The organism is Streptomyces rimosus (genome assembly GCF_008704655.1).
GTDB classification, from domain to species: domain Bacteria; phylum Actinomycetota; class Actinomycetes; order Streptomycetales; family Streptomycetaceae; genus Streptomyces; species Streptomyces rimosus.
Genome location: NZ_CP023688.1, coordinates 927,148 through 950,766 on the forward strand (window position 1 = coordinate 927,148; position 23,619 = coordinate 950,766).

At 68.6% G+C, this 23,619-nt stretch carries 11 protein-coding genes and 3 pseudogenes; 6 read left to right on the forward strand and 8 right to left on the reverse strand.

The window, feature by feature from the left end; all coding sequences use genetic code 11:
- Positions 1-133: 133 nt before the first annotated feature.
- Together CP984_RS42950 and CP984_RS03790 are read left to right on the forward strand one after the other, a co-directional pair.
- Positions 134-415 (forward strand): annotated as a pseudogene (locus CP984_RS42950) (transposase); the annotation flags it as partial.
- A gap of 184 nt (positions 416-599) precedes the next feature.
- A complete protein-coding gene (locus CP984_RS03790) occupies positions 600-1,934 on the forward strand; it encodes a wax ester/triacylglycerol synthase domain-containing protein (protein WP_078586982.1) in 1,335 nt (444 codons plus the stop codon).
- Positions 1,935-2,269: 335 nt separating this feature from the next.
- Here the strand turns inward: CP984_RS03790 and CP984_RS03795 are convergent, their stop codons facing one another.
- The 6 genes and pseudogenes from CP984_RS03795 to CP984_RS41135 form a co-directional block, all read right to left on the reverse strand.
- The gene (locus CP984_RS03795; protein WP_129821014.1) at positions 2,270-4,558 is read right to left on the reverse strand and encodes a polyprenyl synthetase family protein; all 2,289 of its coding nucleotides are present in this window, start codon (positions 4,556-4,558) and stop codon (positions 2,270-2,272) included.
- A 355-nt stretch (positions 4,559-4,913) separates the two neighbouring features.
- The gene (locus CP984_RS03800) at positions 4,914-5,780 is read right to left on the reverse strand and encodes a hypothetical protein (RefSeq protein ID WP_003980817.1); all 867 of its coding nucleotides are present in this window, start codon (positions 5,778-5,780) and stop codon (positions 4,914-4,916) included.
- The gene (locus tag CP984_RS03805) at positions 5,777-6,385 is read right to left on the reverse strand and encodes an ATP-binding cassette domain-containing protein (RefSeq protein WP_030182064.1); all 609 of its coding nucleotides are present in this window, start codon (positions 6,383-6,385) and stop codon (positions 5,777-5,779) included. Before CP984_RS03805 ends, CP984_RS03800 begins: the two co-directional genes overlap by 4 nt.
- 653 nt (positions 6,386-7,038) lie before the next feature.
- Positions 7,039-7,206: a hypothetical protein gene (locus CP984_RS41130; protein ID WP_003980819.1), complete on the reverse strand. Its 168-nt coding sequence runs from the start codon at positions 7,204-7,206 to the stop codon at positions 7,039-7,041.
- A gap of 999 nt (positions 7,207-8,205) precedes the next feature.
- Positions 8,206-14,613: a type I polyketide synthase gene (locus tag CP984_RS03810; protein ID WP_032920506.1), complete on the reverse strand. Its 6,408-nt coding sequence runs from the start codon at positions 14,611-14,613 to the stop codon at positions 8,206-8,208.
- A 163-nt stretch (positions 14,614-14,776) separates the two neighbouring features.
- Positions 14,777-14,950: pseudogene (locus CP984_RS41135) on the reverse strand (DUF5988 family protein); the annotation flags it as partial.
- An 809-nt stretch (positions 14,951-15,759) separates the two neighbouring features.
- Between CP984_RS41135 and CP984_RS03815 the strand changes: the two are divergent.
- Both CP984_RS03815 and CP984_RS03820 read left to right on the forward strand, forming a co-directional pair.
- Entirely contained in the window at positions 15,760-15,963 is a 204-nt protein-coding gene (locus tag CP984_RS03815) for a hypothetical protein (protein WP_129821015.1), read from the forward strand.
- A gap of 78 nt (positions 15,964-16,041) precedes the next feature.
- Positions 16,042-17,550 (forward strand): ABC1 kinase family protein, encoded by a 1,509-nt coding sequence (locus CP984_RS03820; RefSeq protein WP_226048607.1) that lies wholly within the window; start codon positions 16,042-16,044, stop codon positions 17,548-17,550.
- 202 nt (positions 17,551-17,752) lie between these two features.
- On the opposite strand, the pseudogene CP984_RS03825 reads toward CP984_RS03820, so the two are convergent.
- Positions 17,753-18,161: pseudogene (locus CP984_RS03825) on the reverse strand (hypothetical protein); the annotation flags it as partial.
- A gap of 146 nt (positions 18,162-18,307) precedes the next feature.
- Complete coding sequence (locus tag CP984_RS03830) at positions 18,308-19,477, reverse strand: hypothetical protein (RefSeq protein ID WP_226048608.1); 1,170 nt, start codon at positions 19,475-19,477, stop codon at positions 18,308-18,310.
- A 1,779-nt stretch (positions 19,478-21,256) separates the two neighbouring features.
- Between CP984_RS03830 and CP984_RS03835 the strand changes: the two genes are divergently transcribed.
- Together CP984_RS03835 and CP984_RS03840 are read left to right on the forward strand one after the other, a co-directional pair.
- Positions 21,257-22,006, forward strand: coding sequence for a TetR/AcrR family transcriptional regulator (locus CP984_RS03835; protein ID WP_050504596.1), 750 nt, complete (start codon positions 21,257-21,259; stop codon positions 22,004-22,006).
- 182 nt (positions 22,007-22,188) lie between these two features.
- Complete coding sequence (locus CP984_RS03840; protein WP_030182052.1) at positions 22,189-23,598, forward strand: FAD-dependent oxidoreductase; 1,410 nt, start codon at positions 22,189-22,191, stop codon at positions 23,596-23,598.
- The last annotated feature ends 21 nt before the right edge of the window (positions 23,599-23,619 follow it).

Here is a 23,619-nt window from a genome sequence, read left to right on the forward strand (position 1 = left end):
TGACACGTGTGCAACTGACGGACGAGGGTGGGGTTTCATCGAGCCGTATCTGCCGGTCGGTGAATACGGCCCGCATCCCGCCCGGCTGCGCACGCATTTCGAGGGAGTGAGCTGAAAATATTGCTCGGGAGCCCAATGGCGCGAGATATCGGACGGGTTCGGCGCCTGGTCCACCGTGCACAACCGGTTCCGGCAGTGGCGGGATAACGGGGTGTTCGAGGCCCTGCTGGAGAGGGTGATCGCCACGGCGGCCGGGCGGGGCGAGGTGCCTTATCCGTCAACCCGCGGGCAACCAGTGCCCAGTTCTTCGCCCCGGCCGTCGGCCCCGGCGCTATGTCGCTGCCCCGCCCTGTGGGCAGTCCGTCCACAATGCGCTCCGAGGGGAAGCCACGCTCTTGACTGTGGTGGCTCATGATTACGTGCCCGGGCGCGGAAGGGCACTCTTCAGGGGGACGCGGCGCCACCGGAAGTTCGTTACGCTTTTCCAGGCGGCAGGCGGTCGCCTGCAGGGCCGCTAGGCCCCCGAAGCCGGACTCAAGTACGTATCGCCCGTCCGGGTTCCGGCACGCCAGGAGACCGAGCAGAGCAGAGAGAATGGCATGGGGCTCGACAAGGGTGTTCCGGCGAGTGGCATTCGTGACAGTGATCGCTTCGGGAGCACGTCGGCAAACGATCCGCTGCAGCGTGTGCCGTCTGCCGGGCGGAAGAGGGCAGACCGGATCAGCCAAGTGTTTCACCAGCTGGGTACACCCGACCAGTTGATAGTGGGATGGACCGGCCGGCTCTCCGGCCAGCCGCCCACGCTGGCGGCGCTGCGCTCTCACGTACACGAACGACTGTCCACGTTGCCCGCACTGACGCACCGGCTCACTCCCGGCTCCCGAGCCCCGCATTGGGAACCGGCTTCTCCCCCGGACCTCCGCAAGCACGTTCACGCCCTGCGTGTGGCCAACCCGGCTGCTTGGCAAGACGCCCCGTCTCAGGCGCAGGCATTGCCGCTGCCGCCCGAACACCACCCGCGCTGGGACCTGTGGCTGATAACCCGTTACGACGTCAATCATGAATACGTGCTGCTGTTGCGTATCCACCACGCCTTGGCGGACGGTGCAGGCATTTTGCACGTGGCGCACGTCCTGCTCGCACTGCCCCCATGGCAAGGGACCACGCGACCACAGCCGCCCCAGGCACTGGGTCTCCTCCGTGACACTCGGGAAGCGTGCCGACTCACCCGTGACGTCGCCGCGAGTCTGCGCCCCGGACGCCCCGCTCCGCCCTTTCACCAGCTCCCCACAGGGCGGCGCTCGTACGCCTCAGCCTCCGTTTCGACGCAGCACATGAGGGAGCTGGCCGGAGCACTCGACACGAGCATCAGCAAAGCCTTCCTGACTGCGCTCGCGGCAACGGTGCGTGGTGTCGCACTGTCGGACGGGACTGCGCCCACGCCGCTCGCGGTCTTCTGGCCTCTCAGCACCCGGCAGGCCACGGAGCAAGAAGCCGCTGGCAACTTCATCAGCATGGCGCGTATTTGGCTTCCCTGCGATGACGGCAGTCCGGCGAGCAGCGCTGAGCGTATCGCCGCTCAGCTGGTTCCCGAGGCGATCGAACAGCGTGTGGCGGCCTCTCGCCGTCTCCTGCGCCATGCGCCCCCTGGGACCGCACGATGGATGATCCGCCGCTGCATGAGGGGCCGCCTCACTCCGCTGACTGCCACCTACCTTTCCGTCTCCGGCGGCCACACCGCGGCACAGGAAGGCAAGACAACCGGCTTCTCCATCTGGGGGGCGCCCGTTCCAACTCAGCTATGCCACGTGACCCTTACCAGGTTCGGAGACCAGTGCGAGCTCTCGGTCGTCTACGACGAGGCGCTGTCCTGCGGAGCGGCGTTTCCCCGTCTGTGGCAGGCCGCGCTGGAGAACCTGCGCGAGCATGCCTGAATAAGTTGTTACCGACGCGGCCTGGCCCCGGCGTTCTGCCTCATGCGGCTCGTGTCCGTACTTCGCCGGAGCCTGTCCTGAGACCGGTTTTCGGCGCCCGGAGCGACTGGTCCCGCGCCCCTGGCTTCGTGGGCCGGCCCCGCCAGAGGCCGCAGTCCTCGTTCGAGCCATGGTCCGGGGGCCGCTTCTTGCGATCTCGAAGCCAGGTGTGCGCCACCGCGGTGGTTGTCCGGGCTGCCGAGCACCTCCTTTCGCCGTGAGCTCTCATGAGGGCCCCGCATGGTCCGACCGCCCAGTGCCAGGCCCGGAGAGCAGCGGCCCCCGGCTGAGCCGGGTCAAGTGGCAGCCGCACGCTCGGATTCGTGCTGCGAGGCGTACCAGCCAAGTGCTCGGCACAGGGCCTTGTGGAGGGTGGGCGGCAGCAGATCGTCGAGTGGTTGCCAGGACCTTTCGACCAGGTTCCTGCTTTCGCCGAGGCACGCCGTCACGGCGCCGGAGGCAACGATCCGCCCGGCGAGTTCCTGCGCGATGGCGGGTGATGTCCCCGTGCGCAGGGCGCTGGCCAGTGTGTCGCGGTCGGACGGGGACAGCCGGGCCAGGGCGTGTGCGACGGGCAGAGTGATCTTGCCGTTGATGAGGTCTTCGGCCGGGACCTTGGCCGGTGCCGTCGCACTGCGGTCGGCGGGGGCCACCCCGCGCAGATCGGCGATGTCGTCACTGATCTGGTAACTCGTACCGACTGCTTCGAAGTACTCGCCCACGGCGCGGACCAGGCGCTCGTCGGCCCCGGTGAGCACGGCCGCCGCTTCCACCAGGCGCCGAAGCGGCATCCCGGACTTCAAGCGGTGGACAGTGCGGACGCGCTGGAGCAGCGGCTCGCAGTCGCCGGTGCCGACGGCGTCAGCGAGCGCGTCGTGGTGGCCGGCGATGTCCAGGGCCTGCCCGGCGTGGCCCGCGCGCAGGGCCGACAGGCACAGTTGGTACAGGCGCAGTCTGGTGTGGTCCGGCAGGTCCGGGAGCCGTTGCAGGAGGGGGTCGAAGGTGAAGTAGGCGGCGTTCGCGGCGTTGAGGGTCAGTGGCAGGCCGAAGCGCCGGTGGGCGGCGGGCCGGCCGCGGCGCAGTGGTGCGGCGTCCTCGATGTCGTCGATGATCAAAGAGGCCGTGTGCAGGATCTCGGGGACGGCGCACAGCGTGCGGTGGGGTTCCGGGTCACAGTTGAGCATGCACATGGCGGCCACGAGCGCGTAGGAGCGCCAGGTGTGCCCGGCGTTGTCGAGCAGGTGCCGGACCGGGGCTTCCAGTACCGTCCGCAGCCTTTGCTGGCTGCCGGCGTCCAGAGCGGGGCCTCCGTCTTCGCCGATCCCGGTCAGCCGGGCGAGCGCGCCCGGAGCATCGTCTTCCGTGCCGGGGTAGACGAGGGCGGCCTCGGTGCGCACCAGGACGGAGATGCGGCGCATGTGGTGCGCGAAGTCGGTGAGGGTGTTGCTGGGCAGTGCTTCGAGGTGTCCGACGCCGGTGACCGCGTGTTCGCCCAGGGTGCCCTGGGCGCGGGCGGGGCCTGTCCAGGCCACCCAGCCGGGCGAGGGCACCATGATTTCCTGTCGGTCGGTGACGGTGCGGATGGTGAGGGTGAGGTCTGCCTCCGCGATGCTCAGTTCACCGCAGGTGGGGTAGTCGCGCAGGGAGACCAGGGAGATCGTGGAGGTTTCCGTGCGCCAGGTGCAGGGGTGGGTGGAAACTGTTCCGTCGGGGGCGACGATAACGGCCCTGGAGTCGGCACCGAGCTGGCCGTCGGTGGCCGGTCCGCAGCAGGCCGACGGCATCCCGAGAACGTCATAGCCGTCGTCGAGGTGCAGCGCGACGCGCAGAGCGGTGAAGTCGAGGGCACGGGTGCTTCGCGTGCTGCGGTGCCAGGAGCTGCCCCACTTGTGTTCGAACGAAGCCAGGCCGCTGACGCGCACCGACGCAGCACCCGGAAGACGCAGCGTGCCGGTGGTGTTCAGCCGGGGGAGGTACATGCTGTTCTGCTCCGCGGCTTCACCCCGGCCCTCGGACGCCCCGCAGTACAGCGTGGGGCAGCGGACGGCAGGCTTGATCGGTTCGAGGGCAAGGGCGACTTCGATGTCGTCCCGAATGGCCAGCCGGTATGACGTATCCAGGTCCTGCAGTTCCATCAAGCTGTCCACGGCCAGGTGCAGCCGGTCCTCCGCGGTAGTCACCGGGTGCCGCAGCAGTCGGTGCGGGTGCATGGGCACCTCCCCGGTGGAGGTGGCGAGGAACGCATCACGCACGCGGGCGTCGAGCGCCCGGTCGTTCTCGACGGCAGAGCGCACCCGGCGCCACAGCTGAGGCTGCACCCAGGAACGCATCAGGCGCCGGCCGGTGCCGAGCTCGGTCAGGACGTACAACACGCCGTAGCCGTCGGAGGCAGCGGAATCCCCGGCCGTCCCATGGCGGAGAACCATCAGCGTCAGCGCGTACTCGTCGCCCATCTCGTCGTGCAGTTGTGCATGAATGCTCCACTGTTCCAGGGCCGCCGCGGGGCGACGCAGGCTGCGGCGAAACGGAGCGTCGTCAGGAGCGGACGACGGTGCGGGCACCCACTGCGGATTGTTGTGACTCACACATCAAACGCAATCATGAGAAGAAAGTCTTCCTCTTGTCCACCTCGGACAGTGCGCTGCCACAAGCCCGTCGTGACCCGGGAAATCACTCACACGTGCTTTGCCTGAAGTTGACGGGGCGGCGTCCGGGGGTACGGCCGTGGCAGTTTTTCGATAGTCAGGTGCGGACTGACGGGTACTCGGGCGGGTTGTGGTGGAGGTGAGCGCTGCTCAACGAGCGGAGGATCAGCTGCGTTCCTTGGTGTTCAGCTCGCCGAGCTGAATGCGGGGGCGGCTTGCTGCCGTCACCGGCGTGGTGCCAAGCCGGTCAGCCTCGGCGCCCCGCCACGTCATCACCGTATTCCCGCCTGTTGGATCAACTCTTGTAGTCGCTGCCCTCACACTTGTCGGATTGCGGTGCGGTTTCGGAGCGCGGTGGCGGAACGGTAGTGCACCGCCGGCTGTGGTTGAGGGTGGTTCGGGTGCGGTGGTGGAAGGCGAAGAGACCGACGAGTGCTGCTGCGGTGAACCATCCGGTCTGGATGGCGAGGTAGGAGGGCAGCGCGGTGGTGGAGAACCCGGCGGCGGTAGCGGCCTGCATGGCGCCGTAGGAGGGCAGGAGAGCGACGATGCTGCCGTCGGAGCTGGAGCTGTAGAGGGGGTTTTGCAGGGCCAGGTCGATGACACTGGTCATCGAGATGGCGAACATGCCTTCCACTTCCCGGTGCAGCAGTGAGCCGAAGGCCACGCCGAGGGCCCCGTAGGTGACGCCGGCGCCGAAAAGGGCGGCGGCGAGGAGGAGAGGCTGGCGGGGTGACCAGAAGGTACAGGTGAGGAGGGTTGCGTAGGCGGCCACGACGGCGGAGGCCAGGGTCAGCGCGGTGAGTTTGGCAAGGACGAGGTGGACGCGGGGGTAGCCGGCCAGGACCAACCGTCGGTCGAAGTGACCGCTGGTGAAGGAGGCCGAGAACATCATGAACCCCAGGATCAGCGTGACCGCGTTGAGGGCGCCGGTGATCTCGGTGAGCTCGTTGCCGTGCGGAGCCAGCAGGCCGCCGGTCGCGCGCAGCCGGAAGCGGGTCGGAGTGCCGGGGACGGACCAGAAGGCGAGCGCGGTCCACAGCGGGACGAACGCCGCGATGAGCATCATGGCGAACTTGTTGCGCAGGTGCTCGATCAATGTGTGGCGGACCGCGGTCAAGAAGAACGTGCGGTGACGGCGGTCGCCAGGCAGCCGGGTCATGCAGGAGGCTCCATGGTCTCTTCCTGAAGGAGGCCGCTGTCCAGACGCCACATCCTGTCGAGACGCACGGTGTCGTAGGCGAGGTGCGAGACCACGAGGACGGAACGGCCGTCTGCACGCAGACGGGTGGCCAGGTCCCAGAACCGCTGGTACGTCTCCCAGTCGAACCCCTGGTAGGGCTCGTCCAGCAGGAGGAACTGCGGCTCGTGCATCAGCGCCAGCGTGAGGTTCAGCTTCTGCCGGGTTCCACCGCTGAGAACACCAGCCCGCTCGTCGACGTACTCACCGTAGTGAAGCTCCTCCATGAGCCCTTCGGCATGCCGCAGGTCGCGCAAGCCGTAGGCCACCTTGAAGTACTCCAGATGCTGGCGAACGGTGAGGGCGTCATTGAGGACGGTGGCCTGCGGGCAGTAGCCGAACCTGCCCCGGTGACGCACCGTACCGGCATCGGCTATGAGCTCGCCGGAGAGAATCTTCAACAGGGTCGTCTTGCCCGCCCCGTTCTCACCGACGATTCCAACCAGTATGCCCGGGCCCAAGTCCAGGCTGACCCCGCACAGCACGTCACGGTGCCCATAGGCGTGCCGCACATTCCTGACCTCCATCACGCCCCCATTCCCCACGGCGACAACACATTCCTACTCCGGCGAGCGGCTGCAGGTCACGGGATACCGGTGACACCCTCGCATAATCCACCTGATCGGGTATTCCTACCGGCACCGCCGCAGGTCTGGAGGGTCAAGGAGCTGTTTCAGGGCACGAGGGCGCGCCGGAAGGCGTCTCCTCCGAAGCCGCTGCCGTTGTCGGCTCCCCACCCGAAGGGGTGGGGTCCGGCGTGGAGGTCTGTGAAGGCTTCGAGGGGCAGGGCGAGACGGGCGATGTCGGCGAAGCGGTCGCCGATGTGGCCGGGCAGGTGGGCAGAGAGGCGGACGGGGTGGGCAAAGGGGAAGGAGGGTCACTGCGCCGGTGCGTCTCGGTGACGGTGGGAGTGGCCGGTCCGGGCGCGACAACCGTGAGGTGAGGACGCACGACGTAGGTCGGAGTCACCGTGATGGTCGCGGGGTGTGAGGGCGGTGTGGGCTCGGCGGCGGGCTGTGTGGGAAGAGGTGAGGACCAGGCGGGAAGAGGGCGCGTGTCGGACTCCGTGGCGGGGAAGGCAGTGCAGCTCGCGGCAGCCAGGACCGCGCAGCAGACGAGCACGAACAGCAGGATGCGCATGGCCGTTCCTCTCTGATTCGGTACGTGCTCAAAGGAGTTGCTAGGCGCTGAGAGTTTCGATGAACTTCTTCAGACCGGTGAAGAACTTGCCGATGCCGTGGGCGAGGTCGATGAGGGTGTGAGCGGTCTGGACGGGGGCGATGGCGATGAGGAACAGCAAGATGATCAGGACGAGCCAGAACAGCAGCCCGCGAGGCGTACTCAGCACGGTGATCTCTTCCTTCCCGATGACCGGGCCGCGGCCGGTGCCCAGCTGTTGAATGGAGCGGCCGGCGCCTTGTTTCCAGGCCGGTGCGCCGGGGTGGGGCGGGGGCCGGAAGCGGAGCTGACGCGTTTTCGGGAGCCTGCGGCCCTGTGCCCGCCCGTTCGCTCTTCCTAAGCGGCCAACATGCCCCAGGCCGGGAGAGGAGCGTTCTCGTCTCAGCTCATGCTTCGGTGCTCTGCTGCCGCGGCCTGGCGGTACAGCGGTGTCCGTGCCACTGCGTGTTCTGTTCCTCGGTTGCGGTGCCCGCCAGGACGGCTGCAGCGACGTCTTGGGCAGCCGTGGTGTCGTTGATGTCGATGTGTGTGGTCGGTAGGCGGGGATAGCGGGCCCTGATCGTGTGCAGCGTCTCCGAGAGCTGCTGATCAGCGGCTGGTTGTGGGGGGGGCCGCCGGAGGTGGTGCGGGTCACGACGCAGAGGCGTGGCGGTGTGCCTGAAAGGTCGGGCAGGTGGCAGATCAGTCGGGTCAGCCAGCGAGTGAGCCCGTGGTCGGCCCCGCTGCCCGTCCGGTCCGCTGCCGGGCCAAACGGGGCGATGGCGATGATGCCGGTGGCCCCGGTGAGCTGTCCGATGACCGCCTTTCCGCCCGATGATGGTGCAGTGTCCGCCGCGATCCTCCAGTGCCTGGCCTATGCGGTGCGCCAGGGGGTCTTCGGGTGCAGAGTCCGCGGTGGTGATCAGTAGCCAGGTGCCGGCATGTGTGCTGTTCGGCACGATGCGGGGGTGCGGCCGTGTTGCACTGCTGGGGGCCAGTGCCGTACGGGTGGCTTTTGGACATCGGGCGGCTCGGTGAGCGGCCCGTCGTGTTTGGTGCCAGCCGATCGCGGTGGGCGCCAAGTTTTCTTCAGGCGTACCTGGTTGGCGGTGGGTTCCGGGTGGCCTGGTTGGTTCGCTTCGGTCATCCGTCGTACTCCTTCGGGCACGCTGTCCGCTGCTTGCGGTTTTCAGGCGGCAGAAGTGGTGGGCAGGTTGTGCTGCTCGGTGAGCTGGCCCAGGAGGTAGTCGGTCAGCGCTGTGACGGTGGGGTGGGTCCACAGCGCGGTCTGCGGGAAGGTGAGGCGCAGTTCGCGCTGGAGCCGGTTGCGTATCTCCACGGCCCGCAGGGAGTCCAGGCCCAGCAGGGTCAGCGAGGCGTTGGGATCGCAGGCGTCCAGGCGCAGCACGTCGGCGATGTGCTGGGCGGTCCGGTCCCGTAGCAGGGCGCGGCGGTCGTCCGGTGGTGCTTCGTGCAGGGCGGCCAGCAGACCATCGGCATCGGCTGGGGGGGCGCTGCCCGAGCCGTGGGCCGTGGTGGTCAGGTCGGCGAAGTACTCCAGTGTCGCGGTGTCCGGGTAGGAGGCGAGCCAGTGGGCGATGTCGAGCGGGCTGTAGCCGGTCCGGGGGCGGTCGTGGCGCAGGATCTGTTCCAGGGCGGCGATGCCATCGTCGGGTTCGATCATGATGTGGCCGCGTTCCTCCATGCCGCTGCCGCGGCCGTAACGGGCCCAGGGGCCCCAGTTGATGCCGGTGGCGGGCCGGCCCTGGGCGCGGCGCCAGGTGATGAACTCGTCCAGCCAGGCGTTGGCGGCGGTGTAGGCGCCCTGCCCGGGGCTGCCCAGGACGGAGGCGATGGACGAGAAGCCGACCCACCAGTCGAGGTCCGCGTCCAAGGTGGCGTGGTGCAGGTGCCAGGCGCCGTTCACCTTGGGCCGCCAGACGCGGTCGAGCAGGTCCTTGGTGATGCGTGCGGCGGTGGCGTCCTCGACGACGGCTGCGCAGTGCAGAACGCCGCGCAGCGGGTACCCGTCGACGGCTGCGGCGGCCACGAGCCGGGGTGCGGTGGCCGGCTCGGCGATGTCCCCGTTGACGACGTCGACGCGGGTGCCTGCAGTCCGCAGGTCCCCGATGATCTGCTGGGCGTTGCGGCTCGGGCGGGAGCGGCCGGACAGCACGAGGTGCGGCGCGCCGTTGTGGGCGAGCCAGCGGGCGGCGAGCAGCCCCAGGCCGCCCAGGCCGCCGGTGATGATGTAGCTGCCGTCGTCGCGGACGACGGTCGCATCGTGCGGTCGGACGGGGACGGTGATGCTGCCCCGTTCGGGCCAGGTGAGGACGAGTTTGCCGGTGTGCTGTGCGGTGGCCATGGCCCGGAAGGCACGCGCGGCGTCCTGTACGGGGTAGGTGGTGACTGGGAGCATCGCAAGGGCACCGTTTCGCAGCAGGTCGGCTACTTCGGCGCACAGGGTCTGGGCAAGCGGGGCGTTGTGGGCGCCCACGGCCAGCATGTCGATGCTGGTGAAGGTGATGCCGCGGTGGAAGGGCAGCAGGCCGAGGCGGGTGTTGGCGTAGATGTCTTGTTTGCCGAGTTCGATGAAGCGGCCGTGCGGGGCGAGCAGGTCCAGGCTCGCGCTCTGGGCCGGACCGGTCAGGGAGTTGACGACGACGTCCACGCCACGTTCGTGGGTGAGTTCGCGTACGCGGTCGGCGAAGTCCAGGGTGCGAGAGTCCATGACGTGCTCGATGCCCAGGTGCCGTAGGCTCTCGCGTTTGTGCTCGGAGCCGGCGGTGGCCAGGACCGTGGCGCCCAGGGCCTGGGCGAGGTGGATGACGGCGAGGCCGGTTCCGCCGCTGGCGCTGTGAACGAGGATCGTCTCTCCGCGGCGCAGGCGGGCCAGATGGTGGACGGCGTACTGCGCGGTGGTGTAGGCGTGCGGCAGGGCGGCGCCGTCGTTCAGCGTCACCTCGTCGGGCAGAGGCAGGGTCACTCCGGCGGGGGTGGAGACGAATGAGGTGATGGGCCTGCCGGTGGTCCAGGCCGCGACCCGGTCGCCGATGCGGCGGTCGCAGACGCCTTCGCCCACTGCCGTGATGGTGCCGGCGCACTCAAAGGTGTCGGGGGGCAGATCGCCGCCCGGGACGCGAAACTGATCGTAGAGGCCGAACGCCTTGAGCATGTTGATGAAGCTCAGGCCGGTCGCCTGGATCCTTATCTCCACTTCTCCGGCGGCCGGGGCCCTGCGGGGCTCCGCGGTCAGTCGCAGAGAGTCGGGGTCGCCGGGATACTGCGGCCGCAGGGCCAGAGCGTCGTGGGCGTGGTCGGCCCGGACCTGGTGCAGGTCGGCTTCGCCCAGGGGCTCGCTGCCCAGGCGTGCGGTGTACCGCCGCCCGTCTCGGTAGGCGACGTCGTCCTGACTGTCGGGGCAGGTCAGCAGCTCACGGGCCAGCACGTCGGTGGTGGTGGACGCATCGATGTCCACGGTGGCCGGGTGCAACTGGGGATGCTCGTAGCTGAGGGTGCGCATCAGCCCGCGCACTCCCGCCTGCCCCAGGTCCGGGATGTCGCCGGGGCGCACGCGCTGCGCACGGTGAGTGACGGCCCGCAGGCGGGGCGGGCTGGGGTGCCCGGCGGCCAGCAGCGGCTGGACGATCTCGGCCAGGAGACTGCCGACAGCCTGCCGGGCGCGGTCAGGTGCCGAGCTCGCGCCGGTGTCTTCAGTGCTGGGGAAGATCACCACCACTTCGGACGGGCAGCTGCGGTGCAGCAAGTCGGACAGTGCGGGCTCCCTCGGCCCTTGGCCGTCCGGTGTGCTCAGCACTGCGACGGCGCAAGGCCCGTCCTCGGTGCCCAGGGCTGCGGCCAGGTCGCGTGCGGCGGTGCCGGTCCCCGCGGCGTCCAGGAGCAACCAGTTGCCGCAGGCGAGGGGGGTGGCCGCCGGCAGGGGCGTGGGAGCCCACCGTGGCTGGAGCAGGCGGCTGTTAAAGGTGTCTTGGGCCGACTGGGCAGGGCGCCGCACGTACTGGAGGCCGCCCAGTTCAGCCAGGACGTTGCCGTCCGCGTCCAGGAGGTCGATGTGGGCCGTGCACGCCTGCTCTTCGGCCTGTTCCAGGCGTACGTGGCAGTAGCGTCCCTGCACCGTGTCACCGTGGACGGCGACGTGGGCCAGCCGCACGGGGAGCAGCATCCCTTCGCCGAGGCCGCGTCCGGTCATCCAGGCTGCTACGCCCGCCTGGCCGCAGATGTCCATCGTCACCGGGTGCGAGTGCATCTGGCGCGCCTGCCCGCGCGCCGCGTCGGGCAGGCAGATCTCGGCGAGCAGGCTCATGGGCTCGCGGGCGTCGCTGTGCCGGACCGTGACCAGCCCGGCGAAGGCCGTGCCGTGCTGCAGACGGAAGTCGTCCCGCAGGCGTGCATACACCCATTCCACTGCGATGTCGTGAGGGTGCCTGGCCGTCAGTTGGTCGATGTCCTGTCGGCGGGGCGGTGTCGCCTGTCGGCGCAGCCGGGCAGTGGCATGGACGGTGTTCGTCCCCTGGCCGCTCGATACGCCCATCTCCCACCGGGCACTGTCGTCGCGGTCCTTGCGTGCGTTGCAGGTGACCTCGGTCGCTTCGGTCAGCGGTATCAGGTGCCGTAGGTCGATGTCTTCCAGGCGCACGCCGGCCGGTTCGGTGGAGAACAGATCGACGGCGGTGCCCAGCGCCATCTCGATCATGGCTGTGGCGGGCAGTACGCAGGTGCCGTCCACCTTGTGGTCCTGGAGCCAGGGCAGGTCTTCGACGTCGATCCGGGACTGCCAGTAGTGCGTGCCGTCCCGTGCCGGGTCGGCCAGGTGGACGCCGAGCAGAGGGTGTGCCGAGGAAGCCCTCGGCGCGGACGTGCCGGGCCGGTCACCGGGGGTGATCTCGAAGTGGCGCCGCTCCCAGGAGGTGGCGGGCAGGTCGATGAATGTGCCGTGCGGCGCGAGACGTTCCACGGGCAGGGGGTGGCCCGAGCAGTGCAGCGCGGCCATCTGCGCGGTGAACGCCTGCGGCGAGTTGGCGGTTTTGCTCATCGAGGCAAGCACGACAGCATCGCTGAGCGCCAAGTCGGTCAGGGTTTCCTGGAGGGCGGACGTCAGCAGCGGGTGTGGGGACACCTCGACGAACAGGCGGTGACCGTCCTCGGCCAGAGCCCGCACGGCGGGCTCGAATTGGACGACCTGGCGCAGGTTGGCCACCCAGTAGTCGGCGTCCATCAGCGCCTCGGCGCGCGGATCGCTGAGCACCGTCGAGTAGAACGGGACGGTCGGCGTCCGTGGCACGACATCGCGCAGAGCGTTGGTCATCTCGCCGAGGACCGGGTCCATGTGGCGGGTGTGCGAGGCATAGTCGACGTTGACCAGGCGGACGGAGACGTTTCGCTGCTCCCAGTAGGCGACCAGCTTGCGCACCTGGGCGGCGTCCCCGCCCACCACCGTGGTGGACGGGGATGCCAGCACGGCTGTCTCGACCCCGCTGATGCCGCTGGCCGCAATGTCCGAGGCCACGCGTTCGCTCGGCAGCAGGACCGAGGCCATGGTGCCCGCGTTCGGCGTACGGGCGACCAGCTGGCGTGTGATCACCCGGGAGCGGCGGCAGATGACCTTGACCCCGTCCCGGGTGCTCAAGGCGCCGGCGACGACGGCAGCAGCTGTTTCCCCCATGGAGTGGCCGATGACGGCAGCCGGGCGCACGCCGCGCTCGCGCCACATGGCGGCGATGCCCAGCTGCACGGCGAAGATCACGGGCTGTACCGTGTCCGCCCCGGTCACCACCTGTGGCGCCAGCAACGCCTGACGTACGGAAAAGCCGGACTCGGCGGCGATCAAAGGTTCCAGCTCGTCGACGGCGGCCGTGAAGCCGCGGTCCTGGTCGAGCAGGTTGCGGCCCATCGCGGCCCACTGTGAGCCGTGTCCTGAGAACACCCACACCGGGCCCGGACCGGTTTGCGACAGTGACGTTCCTTCCACGAGCCCTGGGGCCGCTTCGCCGCGCGAGCACGCCCGCAAGGTGGCCACGAGTTGCTGGTGTGAGTCGGCCACGACACCCGCGCGGCAGCGGTTGTGCGAGCGGCCTGCGGCCAGCGTGTAGGCGATGTCCTCCAAAGCAGGCTGTATACCGGGCTGCTCCAGCCAGTCCGCCAGGCGAGCCGCGCCGCTGCGCACCGCACCAGGGGTACCGCCGGAGAGCAGGAACAGATGGTTGTCGGGATCCCCTGAGCCTTCGGAGAGCACCTGTGGGCTGCGGGGCAGCGCGCAGCGCGAACGCGTGACGGACCGGGCGGCGGGGGCCTGCTCGACGAGCATGTGCGCGTTGCAGCCGCTGATCCCGAACGCTGATACGGCGGCCAGCCGCGGGGCGGTCCCCTGCACCGGCCAGGACGCGGCCTTTGTGGGGACGAACAGCCGAGTGTCGCCTGCGTTGATCTGCGGGTTCCACCGGGAGAAGTTCAGCGTCGCGGGAATGATCCCGCGACGCAGGCTGGTGATCACTTTGAGCAGCCCGGCGAGCCCGGCTGCCGGCTCCGCGTGCCCGAGGTTGGTCTTCACCGCTCCCAGGGCACAGCCGTCCTTCCCCGTGCCGTAGACCGAGGCCAGCGCGGCGAACTCGATCGGGTCTCCGACCGCCGTTCCCGTTCCGTGGGCCTCGACCAGACCGACCTCGTGCCCGGCGACACCGGCGCGCCGCAGAGCCTGCTGGTAGACCGCTTGCTGCGCCCGCAGCGACGGCGCCGTCAGGCGGGTGTCCCGGCCGTTTTGGTTGATCGCCGAGCCGCGCAGGACCGCCAGTATCCGGTCACCGTCGCGGACAGCGTCCCGGTATCGCTTGAGGACCACCACGCCGCAGCCTTCGCCGCGCACGTAGCCGTTGGCGGCGGCGTCGAAGGCACTGCACCGGCCGGTCGGCGAGAACGCCAGCCAGTGCGCCATGGTGGCCGTGGTCTCCGGCAGCAGATGCAAGATCACTCCGCCCGCGAGCGCCAGGTCCGCTTCTCCGGCCCGCAGTCCCTGGCACGCCAGGTGCACCCCGGCCAGGCTGGAGGCGCAGGCCATCTCGAAGGGCAGTTGAGGCCCTCGCACATCCAGTAAGAACGCCAGTCGGCCCAGCCCCATGCTGTCGATGCCCGCATACAGAGCATAAGGGTCGCTGGCTGCCAACGGCTGCTGACTGCGCAGCAGGTAGTCCCGGCTCATGAGCCCGAAATACAGCCCCGTCCGCGAGCCGGCCAGGGACAGCGGAGGAATGCCCGCGTGCTCCAGCGCCTCCCACGTCACCTCCCACAGCAAGCGCTGCTGGGGGTCCACCCAGGCGGCTTCCTGGGCGTTGATGCCGAAGAACTCCGGCTCGTACGCGTACACGTCGCCGTCGAGGAAGCAGCCCCACCGCATCCGGTCGGCCACCGCCGGCGGAAGAACCGCCAGCTCCGCCTGGGACCACCGGGCAGCAGGAACCTCACCGACCGTCTCGCGCCCGGCGAACAGCAACTCCTCCAGTGCCTCCAGAGAATGAGCTCCCCCTGGATAGCGGCACCCTGCCCCCACCACCGCGATGGGCTCAACCGTCCTGTTATCCGTCATCTGCGGGACTTCCTTTCTCGGTCACGAAAAACTGCACATCGCTGAATTTCCGGCGAGCCTTCACACAACGGGCCACCCAAGGGCGCCGTCAGCCGCAGCGGGTCCCTGAATGATGGAGAGGAACACCGAAACCGCAGCGAAGCGTCTGGCTAGGAGGGTTTTCTCACTCGGCGATGGCGGTGCTGTAAGCCCACTCGGCGACCGGCACCGCCGCGCCTCCCAGATCCCGGAGCCGGCCGGTGAAGGTGAAGTGCTCGTTGCGCCCGCAGTGAACGATCACCAGTCGGTCGCTGTCTGCGATCGCCGCGTCGACGATGGAGATCATCTGCGGCAGAGTCGGCGGATCGCCTCACAAAAAAGGCGTTCGCGTTTCCGGAGACGGTTTCCATTTCAGGCATATGCCATTCGCCCTTCGAAGTCGGAGGACCAAGCCTCCATCCGCTCTACCCCGAAATCCGGACGTCACGCTGGATATATTCCGGCGAAAAGCAGCGAAGGCGCGCAGACGGCGCACGGCAGCGCGATCGAGGGGCGCCAAGAATGCTCGGCGCACTGCGGATTTCTCGCCGCGCCTCAAACGCGCCCCTCAAGTGGCCAGAAAGGAGCATCACAGTGACCATAGACGGCCACGAAGCGCCTCACGCGAACACTCATGCCGCTCAGGCGTCAAACATGGGCTCTGCGCCTCACCTCGCTCAGTCACAACCTGACACCTACTCCCATCCTGGTCATTGCGAAACGGCAGATGCGCACGTCTCGTACAGTGCCTGGTGATACGAGCTGCCAGAAGCGAAGCGGGAGCGCTTTTCCGCCGTTCACGAGAGGCGCCGTTGACGTTACGGTATCCGGCCGCGTTAACGTCGAAGAGCGCCGAACCCCGAAGAAGAAGTGCCGTGCCCTGTTCGCCGCAGGCGTTTCCGTCGACGGCGTCGGAATTAGAGATCTTGCGCCACCCACAGCAGGATTCGATGATTTCGCGGACGACGGTACGTCGGGTGAACCCAAGACAGCAGCAATAAGCTGACATCAAGACGGTGCAGCGATCGATGCGCGCGGGTTTTCGCGCATCCGAATACACGACGAGAAAGGTCCATCATGGCAAGGAAAAAGAACGCCCTCGACAGGATGTCGAAGGGCGTCAGGCGCATGAACAAGGACACCCGAAAAGGCATCGATACAGCCCTCGGCACAAGGAAAAAGAAGAGGAAGAAGGGAGCCAAGGCGCAGGCGAAGCAGAACCGACGCCACATCGGCGCCCTAACCGAGCAGATGGAGCAGCTCACCCAGCAGGTCTCCGCGCTCACCTCGACCGTTTCCGACCACCGCAAGGACAGCGCAGCCAGCAGGTAGCACCGGCTCGGAAGTGGCGGCATACGCCCGCAGGGAGGCAGCATGCCCAAAGGGCGTACCCGCCGTACCGCCCGCATCGTGTCCCGGCTCGCCGGCGCCGAGGCCGCCCGGGCGGCGCGTTCGCGGGGCAGGCGGCCCGAGGCGCAGCCGTCACCGGACGCCGGCAAAGCGGAAAGGGCCCGGCACATCCGGCGCACCCTGGAGGAACTGGGGCCACTGTACGTCAAGGTCGGCCAGATCCTGGCCACTCGCCCCGACTTCGTCCCGCAGTACATCCGGGATGAGCTGGAAAACCTCAACGACAAGGCCCGCGTTGAGCCGTTCGCGCGCTTCGAGCCCGTACTGGAACAGGACCTCGGCCCCCGCTGGCGCGCGGGCTTTCAGAGTATCCGGACGGAAGAGCCCCTCGGGTCGGCTTCACTGGCCCAGGTCTACAAGGCAGTGGACGCCTCCGGCCGCGCGTGTGTCGTGAAGATACAACGGCCGGAGGCACACGAAGCCGTACTCGGCGACATGTCGGTCCTGAAGACGGCCGTGCGCCTGTTCGCCAAGGCCGCCCCGCACTTCAACGAAGTCGTCGACATTGGCGCCATGCTGGAGGTCTTGTTCACCGTCATGCACGACGAGCTGGACTTCACCAGGGAAGCCCGCAACATGAAGGACGCCCGCAAAGCCGCCAAGGACTTCAAACGGGTCTGCGTCCCCAAAGCCCTGACCGCCACGCCCAGGGTGCTGGTGCAAACCTTCGCGGAAGGCTCTCCCGTCAACCGGGTCAAGCCGGACGAACTCAGCAAGAAGCAGCGCAAGGCCATCGCCTACCAGCTCATGGAGTTCATGTTCCGCGGCTACTTCATCGACCGCCGTTTCCACGCCGACCCTCACCCCGGAAACATCATCGTCAGCACCGACGGCAAAGCCCATCTGATCGACTGGGGCATGGTCGGACGCATCGACCGCGGCACCAGCCTCGCCACCCTCGGGGTCTTCCTCGCCCTGGCCCAGAACGACGGAGCGGCCATGGCTCGGCACTGGGTAAGCCTGGGCACCGCCACCCCATGGAGCAACCCCTCAGCCTTCCTGCAAGACATCAGCCGGATCGTCCCCCACTGGACCGACGCCTCCCTGGACGAACTCAACTTCGGCGTCGCCCTGATGACCCTGCTGCGCTACTCCTCCCAGCGCGGCATCCAGATCACCCCGCTGACCTCCGTCGTCGGCAAATCCGTCGCGAACATCGAAGGATCGGTGCGCTGTCTCTACCCCAAACTGAAACTTTCGACCGCCCTGCACGGCACCCTCAGAAACGTCATGCGGGACCTCATCCTCGAAACTCTTTCCGAAGAACAAGCCTCCCAGACAGCTCTCCACCTGCTCGGCACCCTGATCCACGGACCCGCACAGCTTCAGTCCTCACTGACCGACCTCTCCACCCGGCAACTCACCTTCCAGGCCCGCAACAACCTCGGAGACCCCATACAAGCCGGACGACGGCACAGAGGCGCAGCTCCCACCATCAGCTTGCCGGCCTTGGCGCTGGGTGCCAGCTGGGCTGGGCACCGCTTCTGCAAGAAGGGCTCCGGCTCCTGACACCCGAGCGGCACGCATCACCCGCGTGGACGGTGCTCCGAGCAACCCGGTGGCTCACGGACAGAGCCGGTCGCATATTGCCACGACAATGGTCGTTCCCGGGGAAAGCCGTAGGACCGCGCGGCACCGTGATGCTGTGGCACTTGCCTCCTCAGCCATAGCCTGGCCAGGCTTGGCGAGAATGGCGGTACAGGCACCGGCAGCGCAGATGCGCCTGCGCGATACGGTCACCGTCGCGGCGTACACGCCGGACGGCCGCGGTGATTGGCCCGTACGTCGAGCCCCAGCCCAGTGTTCGCGCCGTGGGCGAACTGCACCCGCAGGTAGGGCAGTTCGTCGCCCTCCGGGAGGCGCCACGGCTCGGAGCCGTTGGCCAGGTAGCCGTCGGACAGCAGGAAGACCGGCGTACGGTACGTCAGCGCGATGCGCGCCGCGTCGAAGCAGTCGGCCGGCGTCTTCGGAGCCACGATCGGCACCGGCGCCTCGCCGTTGCGCCCGTACATCGCCTGCAGCAGATCGGCCTGCTCGGTCTTGGTGGGCAGGCCGGTGGACGGGCCGCCGCGCTGGATGTCCACGATGACCAGCGACGCAGGAACTACAAGCTCGATCGCCCGTAACGCCCACACCGCACATAATGGGCGCACACAAAGCCGCAGTTCAGAAGCCCTTTGCCGCCCTCTCATGGATGACAACACACTCCGCATGACACGTAACCGGAAACACATGAAACGACTCAACGAACCGACCGCCGTACGCGTTATCCCTCGCCCCGAGGTTGGGGGCCATGGGGCTTCCACCCCTTCAGGTATGCCTTGAGCTCCTCCGTCGAGGGTTCCCTCGGAGTAGGCATCTCCGGAAGCCCGCTCAACGGATCGATCCCCTGCACGAACTCACGTGCCCACTCCAACCAGCGTCTGGTCGACTTCAGCGTGGGCTCATCCACAGCGTCGCCCTGCTGGGCGAGGCGACGTTCCAGCGCATCACAGTAGGCAACAAGTACGGCGGCCTCCTGCCAGCGTCCGGCTTCCTCGCGCAGCACCTTGGCGAGTTGGTCCCGGACGGCCTGCTTCCTCGCCTCCTCCATGGCCGCCCGCCAACGAACCTCACACTCCGCCATAGCCCACTGCTCACGCTCCCGGCGTTGAACGTCCTCCAGCGCTCGCTCCTCGACTTCCCCAAGGATCATCCCCAGGGCGTCCTCGAGCATCCTGCTCTTCCGGTCTCGCCAACGCCCTGGCCGGCCGGACCGGCCATGGCCAATCTCGACGACAATGCGCGCGGAGCGTTCTGGATTCGTCGACTGCGGAAACTCCTGTCTGACAGTGACCGCGCGCGCGAAACCGTCGACCACCACGTCGACTCCGCCCTCGCGCCGCGAATAGCACGACCGACTCTGCCTGACCTCGTACCCTCGCCGCACTGCCTCGGCAGCCAGCGCCTGCAGCAGCAAGAGCGACCGGCGGCGGAGCTCAGCGGGAATGACCAGCTGTTCGTCATCGTCCTTGAGTGCGGCTACAGCCGGGTGCAGAGAACTCAGCCGGGTGCAGACCGGTACCACCGATGCATCAACTGTCGGCCGGCGAGTCCGCGCGTTGGGATGCGTGCCCTCGGCGAGAAACATCTCCAGCCCGCGCGCACCGTTCCGGACCTTCTCGATACGTTTGCCCTGCGGTTCCAGCCCGTGCCGCTTGGCGAAATCGACCACACGCCGCCACTCCACGATCTCGTCGTCACCGAGGTCGTCGAGACAGACGCGCCCCTCCGCGACCAGGCGCTCGACCAACTCCAGCGCCTTCGCCCGTCGAGCACGCGCGACGGGCCGCTCACTGTATGGCATCGGACTGCGTTTTCGAGCGGTCACTTCGCGCCGCGCTCCGCTCTCCTTGAACGCCAGGGTTCCGGCTGACGCTACCTGGACACCAGCCATGAACGCCGGACTGTCGGGAGGTGACCTTGTCGCACGTCGAAACGTAGTCGGTCTCAGTGAACGCCGCACGTGGGCAGTTCCGACACTCCTGATGGCCCTCGACCGCCCCTGGACGCGTAGGGCATAGAAGCAAGCGCCGTTCCCTCCGGCCGCAGACTCCAGGCCCCTCGCCGGGCCGCGAGCCGCTGAATGAGCGTGTGATGCCGTTCAGCCAAGGCGAACCACAGGTGCGCGAGCTTCACACCACACCGCGCCCCCGCACCCTGCATAGACCCGAAAGAGCGGACGCCGGTGGTGGGAGTTCTCTGGGACTTCTCTGGGATTTCCGGCTGTGTCAGTGGGCATGACCGGGAAACAGTCGAAAGGTCGTCCGTGCAGGTCAGCGCCTCACAGCTAGCCATCTCAGCAGGTGACGGAGCTGCCTGGTCCCTTCCGGGACGGGACCTGGATTCTCGACCCGAGCATGCGGACATTGCATGACGCGCTCCGCCGCGAACAGCAGCCGCTGCAGAATCGCAGGTGGAATGTGACCTTCACCGACGTGGCGACCAGTGGGACGGACATCTCTGCGGGGATCGCCAAGGTCACCATGCCGAAGTCAGCCCCGCATCCTCTTCGCTCTGGCGGGATCGAAGGCCCGTAGCGTCCTGAGCGGTACCGCCCTGGGATCGAAGTGAACCTCTCAGGCATGCAGCAAGGCCGCCGTCCCGCAAAGGGACAGCAGCCTCCCCCACTCCGACATCGACATCATCCGCCAGGAGAAGGACGAGCTGCAGCCGACGCGAAACCAATGGAGGAGCACATCACCTGAACCGCCTCTAGACCTGCGGGCACCCATGCAGCACACGCGCGGGTCCGCAGCACCGACCGCAGACCCGCCGATAGAAAGAACAGCACACAACCCGATCCGGCTCCCGGGCGTAGCTCCTACGTGACCAAACCAGGCCCACGCGCCACCGGAAGGCTCGACTGCGTCACGCAGCGTGCGCGGCCGGAGCTCAGTGGAGGGGCTGATTGCGCACGTTGCCGACGTCTGCGGCGAGTGATCCCTGGGGAGAATTTGGGGAGTATGGCCGCCGGTGGGGAGCGCCTGGGGAGAATCGGCCGCATAACGCGGCACGGCCCTGAAAGACGCAGAAAGAGGCATCGCTGCAGGTCACAGACACGCGAAAGCGCATAAGCGCAGGTCAGCCCAGTGCGGTAGACGACTTCATGACGTACGTACCGAGATCGTCTGCCTTGCCGATTTTCGGAAGCGACCCTCATTCATGTAGAGCCCACGACATTACGGTTCCGCAGCCGAGCATGCGCCCGCTTACCGACGCGTGATGGCCGGCAAGCGGGTGCAAGGAACCCGTGAGCGGTCGACAGTCACTCCCATCATCTCGCGACTGAGGGAGTCATCTTCCTGCCGGGAGCCGCTTTCGCCTCACCGACGCCCCCAGACCGTGATCGAGCCCCCTCGCGGCCGACACGGAGCGTAACCGGTTTACACCTGACACCCCATCAGGAAAGTCAGCATCGAGTCAGCATCAGTACGACCACAGGCGGCCTGAGATGATCGAACTTGCACATCCACCCCGACCCGCCACACCCCCTGTGACCTGCAGAAACGCAGGTCACAGGGGGTGTGACCGACATCACCCCCGCCTGGGTCGGGCGATCCCCCGCGTCGCCCGACCCGGGCAGCTCGGCCGGAGTCCTGGCCGCGTCGGGGCGGACATCCGGAGACCTGCTGAGTATATTGGCTCTCAGCCAGTCAACGCAGGAGTTATCAGCATGTCCCCCCGCAGCCCCTCGGTCAATGAAGAGTTGCGGCGGCGTTCCCGGGAGCGCTTGTTGCAGGCGACCGTCGAGCTGGTGGACGAGCGCGGGTATGAGGCGACGACGCTCGGGGACATCGCCTGCCGTGCCGGTTCGGCGCGCGGGCTGATCTCGTACTACTTCCCGGGCAAGCGGCAGCTGCTGCAGTCCGCCGTGCACCGGCTGATGCACCACTCGCTGCAGGCGGCGCTGGAGCGCGAGCCCGTACCGACGGGTGAGGACGCGGGCCGGGAGCGGCTGGCGCGGGCGATCGACGCGATCCTGGGGCTGGCGCAGGAGCGTCCGCTGCTGATGCGTACGCACATGGCCGGGATTTTGACGGCGGAAGGTTTCATCCAGTGCCCCGAGCAGCAGCGGCTGGCGTTCCTGCTGCGTGACACGGTCGAGCGGTACGGCTCGAAGGACGCGGACACGGACTACCGGCTGCTGCGGGCGTTGCTGATGGGGTCGGTGGTGGCGGTGCTGCTGCCCGGGGCGCCCATGCCGGCCGCGCGGTTGCGGGCCGAGCTGTTCCAGCGGTACGGCCTCGACTGGGAGCTGGGCGTGCCGCCGAGCGAGGGCCCGGAACCGCCGCTGGAGGGCCCGCCCCCGCTGTTGAACACGAGCCCGGCGGGGCCCACGCCGCTGCCCGGCCCGGCATCGGCCGGTCCTTCCACGCAGCCCGGCCCCTCACCGGCCGATTCGCCTGCCGTGGCGGAAGGCTAGGTCCGTAAGAGGCGGGGAGCCCGTGCCGCTCCCCCGCCGGGCTTCACCCGCCCGACGCCCCCGGCAAGAGCCCCGTGCATGCCCGCCCCCATGCATGCCCCGTCCGCCAACCTCGGCAGCACACCTCCCGCGCACCTCACACCGGTGGGATTCTGGGAGTACTCCGCGGGAAGGGGCCTTTCGTGCTTCGCGTCGCAGTGATCGGGTCGGGACCCAGTGGCGTCTACACCGCTCAGGCGCTGGTCGGGCAGGAAGCCGTGCCGGACGTCGAGGTGTATGTGCTCGACCGGCTGCCGTGCCCGTACGGGCTGGTCCGCTACGGTGTCGCGCCCGACCACGAGAAGATCAAGTCGCTGCAGCACAACCTCCGTACGGTGCTGGAGCATCCACGCGTGCACTTTTTGGGCAATGTCGACGTGGGCGCCGGCGGGCTGGACCCGCGGCAGTTGCGGCGGCTGTTCCACGCGGTGGTGTACTGCGTGGGGGCCGCCACCGACCGGCACTTGGGCGTTCCGGGCGAGGACCTGCCCGGCAGCCACTCCGCCACCAACTTCGTCTCCTGGTACAGCGCGCACCCGGACGCGGCGGGCGGCCGCTTCCCGCTGGCCGCGCGCTCGGCGGTGGTGATCGGCGTGGGCAACGTCGCGGTGGACGTGGCGCGGATTCTCGCTCGCGGGGCGGACGAGCTGGCGCGTACGGACGTTCCGCAGGGCGCGCTCGGCGCGCTCGCGGAGAGCCGGGTCGAGGACGTGTGGATGGTGGGGCGGCGGGGGCCGTCGCAGGCCAAGTTCACCACCAAGGAGCTGCGGGAACTGGGCACGCTGCCGGGTGCTGAGGTGGTCGTACGGCCCGGGGAACTGGAGCTGGATCCGGCGTACGGCGACTCCGCGGGGCTGCCCGCGGTGAACCGGCGCAATGTGGAGGTGCTGCGCGGCTGGGCCGGGCAGACGGGCGGTGCGGAAGGGCCGGCAGGAACGGGAGGCGCGGCGGACGGGGCGCCGGGAGCGGCGCACGCCAAGCACCGCCGGATTCACCTGCGGTTCTTCCTCCGGCCCGTCGAGATCATCGGTGACCCGGATGCGGGGGTACGCGGGGTGCGGTTCGAGCGGACCGTGCCGGACGGGTCGGGCGGGGTGACCGGCACGGGGCAGTACGAGGAGATCGCGGCGCAGCTGGTGCTGCGCTCGGTCGGGTACAAGGGGACGCCGCAACCGGGCCTGCCGTTCGACGCGGCGACCGGGACGGTGCCGCACGTGGAGGGGCGGGTGCTGCGCGACGGCGCGCCCTCCCCCGGTGAGTACGTGGCGGGGTGGATCAAGCGCGGTCCGACCGGGGTGATCGGCACCAACCGGCCGTGCGCGAAGCAGACCGCGACGGCGCTGCTGGCGGACGCGGAGGCGCTGGCGCGGGTGCCGCTGCCGGACGATCCGGTGGCCGAGCTGCGGCGGGCGGGGCAGCGGCCGGTGCGCTGGCCCGGCTGGCTGGGCATCGAGGCGGCGGAGGCGGCGCTCGGCCGCGAGCTGGGGCGGGCGACCGTGAAGATCGCCGACTGGCCGGGGCTGCTGGTGGCGGCCGCGGACGGGGAGCGCTGAGCGGGTCCGGACGGGCGCGGG

Coding starts and splice junctions, on each gene's coding strand:
- CP984_RS03790 (WP_078586982.1), top strand. CDS start 600: ATGGGGCTCGACAAGGGTGTTCCGGCGAGTGGCATTCGTGACAGTGAT.
- CP984_RS03800 (WP_003980817.1), bottom strand. CDS start 5,780: ATGACCCGGCTGCCTGGCGACCGCCGTCACCGCACGTTCTTCTTGACC.
- CP984_RS03805 (WP_030182064.1), bottom strand. CDS start 6,385: ATGGAGGTCAGGAATGTGCGGCACGCCTATGGGCACCGTGACGTGCTG.
- CP984_RS03810 (WP_032920506.1), bottom strand. CDS start 14,613: ATGACGGATAACAGGACGGTTGAGCCCATCGCGGTGGTGGGGGCAGGG.
- CP984_RS03815 (WP_129821015.1), top strand. CDS start 15,760: ATGAACAAGGACACCCGAAAAGGCATCGATACAGCCCTCGGCACAAGG.
- CP984_RS03830 (WP_226048608.1), bottom strand. CDS start 19,477: ATGGCTGGTGTCCAGGTAGCGTCAGCCGGAACCCTGGCGTTCAAGGAG.
- CP984_RS03835 (WP_050504596.1), top strand. CDS start 21,257: ATGTCCCCCCGCAGCCCCTCGGTCAATGAAGAGTTGCGGCGGCGTTCC.